This window comes from Enterobacter cloacae complex sp. IR5458 (assembly GCF_049238025.1).
In the GTDB taxonomy this organism is placed as follows: domain Bacteria; phylum Pseudomonadota; class Gammaproteobacteria; order Enterobacterales; family Enterobacteriaceae; genus Enterobacter; species Enterobacter kobei.
The window spans coordinates 1-2,076 of record NZ_JBMKIF010000107.1; the positions used below are offsets into that span (position 1 = coordinate 1).

Annotated in this window: 2 protein-coding genes; both read right to left on the reverse strand. The window is 54.7% G+C overall.

Features of this window, described 5'->3' with window-relative positions; translation table 11 throughout:
* Positions 1 to 1,136: DUF4236 domain-containing protein (locus ACOTYN_RS26145; protein WP_421634798.1), on the reverse strand; the 1,136-nt coding region annotated here is incomplete at its 3' end.
* Between the two features lie 10 nt (positions 1,137 to 1,146).
* On the reverse strand, positions 1,147 to 2,076 hold a 930-nt coding region (locus ACOTYN_RS26150; RefSeq protein WP_421634799.1), incomplete at its 5' end, for an HpcH/HpaI aldolase/citrate lyase family protein.

Below are 2,076 nucleotides of genomic sequence, written 5' to 3' on the forward strand. Positions count from 1 at the left end.
AACGCTTCAACCGGATCAATGTGTTCTATGCCTGCAAAATTTACTGACGACATCTGGCTACGAGTGCATTTGCAGGACAGGATATACTCATCCTCCAGATAGCCGGTCCGTTTACTGACCCGTTGCGTAAAGCCTGACACAATCACGTTGTCGAACGGTAGCGTATGTAAAACGATACCGACCAGGCGGAACAAGCAGCCATGGACGTGGCGGGCATAGTTTTCGCGTACGGCTTTTTGCGTCATGGCTTTTTCCGTCAGCTCCGTGCCCCGGGCATTAACGCCGTAAATCTTATCAGGGAAATCTTCAATCTCAGCTAAATCAACGTCCAGCAGGACTGCTGATAGCTCCGGCTTTACTTCAAATGCAACAAGCGTTTCACGCGGCCATTCAGTTTCTGCCAGCACACCCGCCAGGTATGATTCGAAAAACGCGGCGTCTGTGCGGAACTGCTGCCGGGCATCTGCCTGAGCCGTGGCGAGCCGTTTTTCATGTTCTTCAGCCTCAAACTTCCAGTTTGCATACTGTTCGGCCCAGGCCGTCCGTTGTTGCTGGTACCGGTGCTGTCGAAGGGTATTCTCACGCTCCACATCAATCAGCTCCTGCTGCCACCTGCGAAGGTTTTCGGCGTGGCGCTCAGCTTTAGCTGATTCCGATTCAAACCATTTACCCAGAAAACTAATGCCTTCGCTCTCGGCAGGCTTTTCCGGCAATGCAAGGTAGTCTGGCTTTTCTGGACGCACCGGTGCCGGAAGCTGAAAAGGCGACGTTCTGTTATGCAGGTATACTGCTTCCAGCTCTGCCCAGCTGATGCCTGTTTTGGGATCCGGCGTCAGCTCGTGAATATTACGGATTGCGGTCACCGCTGACATGAGATCAGCGGCTGCCTGCTCAAGCGCCTGTCTGAGCCCCGGGTCGGTAGCCGTCCGGTTCCCACCTCCGGAACGCGCGGCCCGGTCAAGCCGGGTACGGTAACTCAGCCCGGTACCGGGCAAGCCCAGATTGGCATAGGTCCCCCGGCTTCCAAAAGAAACGGAAGCACCTCTCGTCCCGACACTCAGGCTCGGTGCACCGTTACTCAGGTTGAGGCGAACACCAGGAATAATGTTGATCGACTTTCTGAACCTGAACCCCATTATGATTTCCTTAATGATGCTGGGTCACGGTAAGTAATCTGATTCCATCAGCGCTTTGCTCGTTCTGTAACCCATAAAAACGAGCTCTGTCCAGAATGCCAGCCGCCCAGCGGCGATGTGTGGCGGGTTCACACATTGCTCCCTGCGACTTAAACACGGCCTGGGTAGAGTTCAGGATCCGCAGAGCGTCAGAATGCTCACCCTGAGTGACCATCAGCGCGTTTTGAATGACCTCTATCTGACCCGGGTGAATGGCCGTTTTCCCAACAAGCCCATGTGCCATATCAAGAGCCAGCTCTCTGGCCATAACGGCATGATCGTCAATATGCTCACATACGGGCGCGGTCAGGGCAAAATCACGCGGGCCGAAGACCGAAACGAGCATTTTGATGACGTAGCCCATCGGGCTGTCATACAGCGTCAGGTCCCGGGGACGGCGAAGCGACACAACGTTCATAAGATCGTTGCCGCCGATTCGAAGCGCAATAATGCGGTCGTGGCAGGGATGTTCCACCAGATGGGTGGCCAGCTCGCGCATCTGAACCACGTCAAAGACGTCTTCTGTTTCCAGCGTTGGCATCATGCACAGGTGAGTCCCGCCCATGATATCCCACCATTCAGCTAACGAACTGAGGGTAAATTTCGGCAACACAAACCCGTCGACAGCGGAAAGATCATAATGCGCTTTTAACCATCTGCCCATTTCGGCATGCCGGGGGCGAATGAACACCAGAGGCCAGTCATTTTTACCCAGGCTACGCATGCTGTTACTGAGCTCGTGCAGCAGGTGCTCCAGATTTTTGAGGGCGACGGGGATGTCTGCTTCACTGACAGCATCCTCCAGGCAAATTACCAGAGAGCGCAAACCCGGGATTTTCCCATGCAGGACGGCATCAGCAATATCTTCCCGTGTTGCAGGCATGTATAGCGTGGCTCCCAG